Raw genomic sequence first — 6,486 nt, 5'->3', positions numbered from 1 at the left:
CGGGCGATGCGGCGCGGATTGGGCCGATGGCCGCAGCAGCCGCCTCGTTCAGCACGGCAAGGCGCACCACCTCGCACCCCACGGCGGCCAGCGCGCGGATTTGCGCCACGGTGGCGTCCACGTCGCGGGTGTCGGTGTTGGCCATGCTCTGCACCACCACGGGGTTGTCCCCCCCGATGCGCACGGAGCCGATGCGGACCTCGCGGGTCCGCCTGCGTTCGATGGTCATGAATGGTCCCTGAAGATGGACGGCCCGGCGGCACCCTTAGGCGCTCGGAGGGCGCGGGCCGAATTGACGGTTCATACTGCATTTCCCCCTGCTCGCCAAGGGCGCCACCGCCCCCCGGACGGCGCGGCGGGGCGGGCACACGTGTCAGGTCTGGCACATGGCGGGGGCAGGCGCGGCACGTGGATGACGGACCAGCGAAGCAGCACGTCCCGTCCCTGCCGTTTCCTCTTTCTCCACCTTTCGACCTGGCGCGTTGACACCATGCGGCCAGAGGACTACATACTCGAAATGCAACCGAGTTGCATTTTCACTCCTTCATCCCGGATCCCACCACCGGAGGCGCCATGAACATTCCCTTTGCCCTTGCGAAAGCCACCCCGTCCCGGTTTGCACGATTCTCCAGATATGCCTCGCACTTGCGGTTCGGGCTGTCCGCCCTGCTCTTCCTGTTCCTGCTGTCCGGCCTGCTTGCCGCGCCCGGTTCCCCCGCCGTCGCACCCGCCACCGCCGCTGCCGCCGTGCAGGTGGCGGTCAGCATCCTGCCGCAGAAGTATTTCATCCAGCGCATCGCGGGCGACTTGGCCGAGGTGACGGTAATGGTGCCCCCCGGTGCCGACCCGCACACCTACGAGCCGAAGCCCAGCCAGATGCGCGCGCTTGCCAGCGCCAAGCTGTACATGACCATCGGCGTGCCCTTCGAAAAGGCCTGGCTGGACCGCATCACCTCTGCGGGCGGCAAGGACATGACCCTGGTGCGCCTGGAAAAGGGCATCGACCTTTTGCCGCAGGACGAGCATTTTCTGGATGAAGACCACGACCACGACGGCGAGCACGGCCATGGTCATGACGCCGGCCACAAGGACGCCGACCAGCACGGGCACAAGGGCGGGCATGACGCCGCCAAGCCCGCCGACGCCAAGCATGACGCCGACCATGACGGCGACCATCACCACGACGGTGAAGCCGCCCAAGGCCACCATCACCACGATCACGAAGGCGGCGACCCGCACATCTGGCTGTCTCCCGCGCTGGTCAAGATGATGGCCGGTTCCATCAAGGCCGCGCTGGCCAAGGCCGATCCGGCCCATGCCGCCGTGTACCGCACCAACCACGACGCCTTCGTGCGCGAACTGGACGAACTGGACCTGCACATCAACGGCCTGTTCGAGAACGTACCCGAAAACCGCCGCCGCTTCATGGTCTTTCACCCGGCGTGGAGCTACTTCGCCCACAACTACAACCTGCGCGAAGTGGCCATTGAAGTGGAAGGACGCGAACCGGGACCCAAGCAGTTGACCCGCATCGTGGAGTTCGCCAAGAAGGAAAAGATCGAAGCCATCTTCGTCCAGCCGCAGTTCTCCAAGCGCGGCGCGGAAACCATTGCCCGCAACGTGGGGGCAAAGCTCATCGAGGCCGACCCGCTGGCCGAAGACTGGGCCGCCAACATCCGCCGCGTGGCCGATGCCATGGCCCAAACCCTGACCCAACCCCCCAGCAAGTAGACACGCATGCACATGCCCTCCAGTGCGCCCGGTATGCCGGGCGCACCGCATACATCGCACGAACCGGTCATCGCCGTGCGCGACCTGTGCTTCGCCTACGGCGATGAGCCGGTGCTGGACCACGTGGACCTTACCGTGGAGCGCGGCGAATTCCTGGCCGTGCTCGGCCCCAACGGCGGCGGCAAGACCACCCTGCTCAAGCTGCTGCTGGGCCTGCTGACCCCGCGCTCCGGCAGCGTGACGCTGTTCGACGGTGCGCCCAAGGCGGCGTTGCCGCGCATCGGCTACGTGCCGCAGTACTCCACGGCCCGGCTGGACTTTCCCGTCACCGTGCTGGACGTGGTGCTGATGGGCCTTGCAGGCACCCGGCGCGGGCTGCTGGGGCGCCACTGGTCACGCGATGCCGCATCCATCGACCGCGCGAGAGAGGCGCTGGAGCAGGTGGGCCTTTCCGGCATGGAAAAGCGCATGGTGGGCGAACTTTCCGGCGGGCAGCGCCAACGGGCCGTGGTGGCCCGCGCCCTGATGGCCCAGCCGGAACTGCTGCTGCTGGACGAACCCACCGCCTCCATCGACCCGCAGGGATCGTTCTGCTTCTTCGAATTCCTGGGCACCCTGCGCGGGCCGCACACCCTGGTGGTGGTCAGCCACGACCTGTCCATCGCCACGTCCACCTTCTCCAACGTGGCCTTCGTCAACCGCACCCTGGTCCACAGCCGAGGCGCGGGGCTGACCCCGGAAATGCTGACCATGCTCTACGGACACCATGAAAAGACCTGCCCCATGGGGGCGTTCATCTCCTCCGTGTCCGGGCTGTTCCCGGTGCTGCCGCGTATGGACGAACTGCCGCCCGTCGCCACCACCGCGCCCTCCGGTTCCCTCGTTTCTGCAGACGCCACGCCCTCCCCCGCCGCCCCCTCTCCCGCCGCAAAGGACGCCTGATGCTCGACGCGCTTTCCTACGACTTCATGCAGCAGGCCCTGGCCGCATCACTGCTGGCCAGCATTGCCTGCGGGGTCATCGGCACCCTGGTGGTGGTGAACCGGCTGGTGTTTCTGGCGGGCGGGGTGTCGCACGCGGCCTACGGCGGCGTGGGTCTGGCCTTTCACTACGGCTGGCCGGTGCTGCCCAGCGCCATCGGCTTTTCCGTGGCCTCGTCCATGCTCATGGCCGGGGTGGCCCTGAAGCGGCCCGAAAAGGCCGACACGGCCATTGGCGTACTGTGGGCGGCGGGCATGGCCTTCGGCATCATCCTCATCGACCTTACCCCCGGCTACAAGGCCGACCTGATGAGCTTTCTGTTCGGGTCCATCCTGGCCGTGCCGCTGACCGACCTGTACCTGATGGCCGCGCTGGACGCCGCCCTGCTGGCCATGGTGGCCCTGTGCCACCAGACCTTGCTGGTGACGTCCTTCGACCGCGAATTTGCCGAGGCGCGCGGCCTGCCGGTGCGCACCGCCCACTATCTGGTGGTAGGCATGACGGCGGTGGGCGTGGTGATGCTGATCCGCGTGGTGGGGCTGGTGCTGGTCATGGCCCTGCTGACCATACCGCCGTTCATCGCGGCGCGCTCGGCCCGTTCGCTGCCCTCCATGATGGCCGCCGCCACCGCCTGGAGCACCGTGTTCTGCGTGGGCGGGCTGGCCCTGGCCTACCGCTGGGATGTCACCTCGGGCGCGGCCATCATTGCCGTGGCCTCGGCAGGGTTCATGGCCGTGTCCGGCGCGGGCGCGCTGCGCCGGGCGATTGGCAGACGCAACCCGCAATGAACTGGGGGCTCCGCCCCCATCCCCCCGCAGCGCTGCTGTCTTCATCCGTAAGACGTTCGCTACGCGCACGCCTAACGGCTGAAGCAAGGGGGCCGCACCATCTCTGCTGTCGGCGTCCGTAACATTCGCGCTCCGCGCTCACGTAACGGCTGCCGCCCCTTGCCCCCTTTTGCCGTGACGGTGCCCACTTCGTGGACACCGTCACAGGGGGGATACTACAGGACCTGCGACAGAGCGCATCCCAGCCGTCCAGTCCGCAATCCATCATCGGAATACGCCATGACCAATCCCGTGACAGACGCCCGCGCCCGGCTGGAACAGGCCGGGCTGGAAGCCACCCCCCGCCGCATTGCCGTGCTGGAAGCGCTGGCCGCCCTGCCCCATGCCCCTGCCGCGCAGGAACTGCTGGACGCGGTGCGCCGCACCACCCGCATGGACAAGGTGACCCTGTACCGCACCCTCGACCTGCTGGTGGAGGCGGGCATCCTGCAACGCCACAGCGGGGCCGACGGCACCTTCCGGCACTGTATGGCCCCGGCGGGGGAAAACGCGCCGCACGGCCATTTCCAGTGCACCCGCTGCGGGGTGATGACCTGCCTGCCGCCGCTGCCCAAGGCGCTGGACGCCGCCGCCCTGCTGCCCGCCGGGGTCACCGTGGAGCATGTGGAAGTGCGTCTGGATGGCGTGTGCGGACGGTGTAGCAAAAGCTGAGCGTCCCATTGCCCACTGACGCCGCGAAGTATAGCCTGACTGCGGTAAAATCCGAGCCGGAAGGGATCACCCCGCAAGGGTGAGGGCACGCCGTAATCCCCGGCATTCCGGTACGATTCTGCCTTTCCTTTTACACGCGCGGTGCACCGCGCCATGCAGGAACACCAGGGAAGACACAGGGCTGCCTTTCGGGCTGGCACCTCCTTCCACGTCCGCCTCCCTTCCCCACTCCCAGCCCCACACGGCGCAAGGGCCGGGCACCCGGAACCATCCGGATGCCCGGCCCTTGCGCCGTCATGCATCTGCACCTTCTCTTCGTTCCGTGACCTCGCCCTTGGTGTCAGGGGTTTTCTCCCCCTCGTCGCAGGCGGGCCGTCGGATCATGCTCGGTCACGGGACAATGCCCGTATCAGGACGCCGTGTCTGGCACCGCGTCTGGGCGGCACCCCGCCGTTATTCGTAGGGGTAGGTGTTGCCCTCGAATTCCTTGGCGCGCGGGTTGGGGTAGGTTCCTTCCGCCTTCAGGCGCGCAATGGCCTTGGAGCGGTCCACCCAGTGGGTGTGCAGCAACTGCTCGGCCTTGTGGCTCATGGGCTTTTCCAGGAAGTCCGCATACAGCTTCTGGACCTGCACATTGTCCTGCGAGGCACGGGCCGGGAACTTGGCGTCCGCCCCGTACACCGCGTTGATGCGGTCCATCATGTAGTCCTTCAGCTGCTTGGCGGCGGCCACGGCCTTGCCGGTCATGCGGATGCTGATCAGGGCGCCGCCGGTGACGACGCAGGCGGCCTTCAGAAAGCCGCGCCGGGTAAGGTTGACGATCTGCATGGTGATTCCTCCTATGCCCGGCTGGCGCTGGCCATGGCCAGGCGCTTCTTCAGGCCCGCGTACATCCGGGTCACCCTGCGGTCGGCGGCTTCGAGCACGCCGGGCATCACCGGCTGGCCGCCACCGCACACGCAGCCACCGGGGCAGGCCATGAACTCGATGAAATGCCACGGGGCCTTGCCCGCCTTCACCAGTTCGCACACGTCATGGAATCGCTTGGCCCCGTGCACCACGGCCACCTTCACGTCCACGCCGCCCACGTTCACCGTGGCTTCCTTCACGCCCTGCAACCCGCGTACGCCCTTGAAGTCCATGCTTTCCGGCTTCTTGCCGGTGACGGCCTGGTAGGCGTAACGCAGCGCCGCTTCCATGACGCCGCCGGTAACGCCGAACAGGGTCGCGCCGCCGGTGGATTCACCCATCAGGGTGTCACGCTTGCCGTCGGGCAGCTTGGTGAAGTCGATCTTGGCCTTCTTGATCATGTACGCCAGTTCGCGGGTGTCGATGGTGGCGTCGATGTCCTTGTGGCCGCTGTCCCACAGCTGCGGGCGCATGCCTTCGTACTTCTTGGCGGTGCAGGGCATGATGGACACCGTGTACACCTTGGCCCGGTCGTACTTCATGCGGTCCGCGCCGTAGGTCTTGGCCAGCGTACCCAGCATGCCGATGGGCGACTTGCACGACGACATGTGCGGGAACAGTTCCGGGTACAGCGATTCCACGTACTTGTGCCAGCCGGGGCAACACGAGGTGAACTGGGGCAGCGGCTTGTCCAGTTTCTTGGTCAGGCGCTGCACGAATTCGGTGCCTTCTTCCCAGATGGTCACGTCGGCGGTGAATTCGTTGTCCCAGCAGTGGTCGAAGCCCAGTTCCTTGAGCGCCGAGAACATCTTGCCGGTGGTCACGGTGCCCACGGGCAGGCCGAAGGCATCGCCCAGGGCGTAGCGCACGGCGGGGGCGGGCATGGCGATGACCTTGACGTCCTTGGCCTTGATCTGCTTCTCGATCTCGGTCACCCACGACTGCGATTCGTAGATGGCGCCCACGGGGCAGTGGGTCAGACACTGGCCGCAGTTGATGCACATTTCCTCGTGGGGAATCTTGTGCGCGTCGCCCGTGTCGCCGAAGATGGCGCCCGTGGGGCAGTACTGCTGGCAGGTGTCGCACCCGATGCACTTCGATTCATCGATCTGGATGAAGAAGAGCTTGTCGGGATCGGCCTTGGGGTCCGGAGCGTGATCTTCGTAAAAGATCTTCTCCATTTCGATACGGCTCATCTGCACGTCTCCTGTGGTTGAAGGTTGCGATCACGTCGTTGGCACCCGCGACGCCGTCCGAACACCTCCTTGTCCCGCGCCGCCGTGTACCGGTCCGACACCGCCAGCCGCCACCGGGGTGGCGTCAGGCGCCCTTCGCCGCCGCGCGGAAGGCGTCCAGCGCCGCCGGG

The 6,486-nt window shown here is 66.8% G+C and carries 7 protein-coding genes; 4 read left to right on the top strand and 3 right to left on the bottom strand.

Going from position 1 to position 6,486, the window contains the following annotated elements:
* The coding region (locus FVW27_RS05100) for a flavodoxin-dependent (E)-4-hydroxy-3-methylbut-2-enyl-diphosphate synthase (protein ID WP_167123314.1) at positions 1-229 on the bottom strand (229 nt) is incomplete at its 3' end.
* 344 nt (positions 230-573) lie between these two features.
* On the opposite strand from FVW27_RS05100, the gene FVW27_RS05095 reads away from it, so the two are divergent.
* The 4 genes from FVW27_RS05095 to FVW27_RS05080 all read left to right on the top strand — a co-directional run bounded on the left by FVW27_RS05095 (position 574) and on the right by FVW27_RS05080 (position 4,211).
* Complete coding sequence (locus tag FVW27_RS05095; RefSeq protein WP_167123312.1) at positions 574-1,731, top strand: metal ABC transporter solute-binding protein, Zn/Mn family; 1,158 nt, start codon at positions 574-576, stop codon at positions 1,729-1,731.
* A gap of 6 nt (positions 1,732-1,737) precedes the next feature.
* Positions 1,738-2,673, top strand: a complete 936-nt coding sequence (locus tag FVW27_RS05090; RefSeq protein WP_167123310.1) for a metal ABC transporter ATP-binding protein — start codon at positions 1,738-1,740, stop codon at positions 2,671-2,673.
* Positions 2,673-3,500: a metal ABC transporter permease gene (locus tag FVW27_RS05085; RefSeq protein ID WP_167123308.1), complete on the top strand. Its 828-nt coding sequence runs from the start codon at positions 2,673-2,675 to the stop codon at positions 3,498-3,500. The genes FVW27_RS05090 and FVW27_RS05085 overlap by 1 nt, the downstream gene beginning before the upstream one ends.
* Positions 3,501-3,779: 279 nt before the next feature.
* Positions 3,780-4,211, top strand: a complete 432-nt coding sequence (locus tag FVW27_RS05080) for a Fur family transcriptional regulator (RefSeq protein ID WP_167123307.1) — start codon at positions 3,780-3,782, stop codon at positions 4,209-4,211.
* Positions 4,212-4,664: 453 nt separating this feature from the next.
* Here FVW27_RS05080 and FVW27_RS05075 read toward each other — a convergent pair whose 3' ends face one another.
* Positions 4,665-5,039, bottom strand: coding sequence for an iron hydrogenase small subunit (locus tag FVW27_RS05075; RefSeq protein ID WP_167123305.1), 375 nt, complete (start codon positions 5,037-5,039; stop codon positions 4,665-4,667).
* A gap of 11 nt (positions 5,040-5,050) precedes the next feature.
* Complete coding sequence (locus FVW27_RS05070; protein WP_167123303.1) at positions 5,051-6,316, bottom strand: [FeFe] hydrogenase, group A; 1,266 nt, start codon at positions 6,314-6,316, stop codon at positions 5,051-5,053.
* Positions 6,317-6,486 lie beyond the last annotated feature (170 nt).

Source organism: Nitratidesulfovibrio liaohensis (assembly GCF_011682075.1).
Classification (GTDB): Bacteria; Desulfobacterota; Desulfovibrionia; order Desulfovibrionales; family Desulfovibrionaceae; genus Cupidesulfovibrio; species Cupidesulfovibrio liaohensis.
The sequence above is the reverse complement of the archived record's forward strand: the minus strand, read 5'-3'. Positions and strand labels throughout refer to the sequence as shown.